The 519-nt window shown below is 62.6% G+C and carries 1 pseudogene; it reads left to right on the forward strand.

The features are described 5' to 3' along the window. A pseudogene (locus R7Q46_RS30240) lies at nt 1-519 on the forward strand (NAD(P)/FAD-dependent oxidoreductase); the annotation flags it as partial.

Here is a 519-nt window from a genome sequence, read left to right on the forward strand (position 1 = left end):
TGCTGCCGACCCGCGCGGGGCTGGTGCCGTTTACCCTCCACAAGCCATTGCTTGAGCAGCTGCAGGTCCTCTCCGGCGTGTCGGTGCCGTCGACCATTACCGCCGAGAACGGCACTCTGTTTCGCGAAAATCTGCTGTTCACCCACCGCGGCCTTTCCGGACCGGCGGTGCTGCAAATTTCCAGCTACTGGCAGCCCGGCGAGTTCGTCACCGTTAATCTGCTACCGGACTGCGATCTTGATGACTTCCTTAACGAGCAGCGCAGCGCGCATCCCAACCAGAGCCTGAAGAACACCCTGGCGATGCAGCTGCCGAAGCGGCTGGTGGAGTGTCTGCAGCAGCTGGGACAGATACCTGATGTGACGCTCAAGCAACTGAACGTTCGCGATCAGCAGACGCTGGTGGAGACGTTAACCGCCTGGCGCGTGCAGCCGAACGGCACCGAAGGCTACCGGACGGCGGAGGTGACCCTCGGCGGCGTGGACACCAACGAACTCTCGTCGCGTACTATGGAGGCGC

The sequence above is a fragment of the Vibrio sp. 811 genome (genome assembly GCF_033339195.1).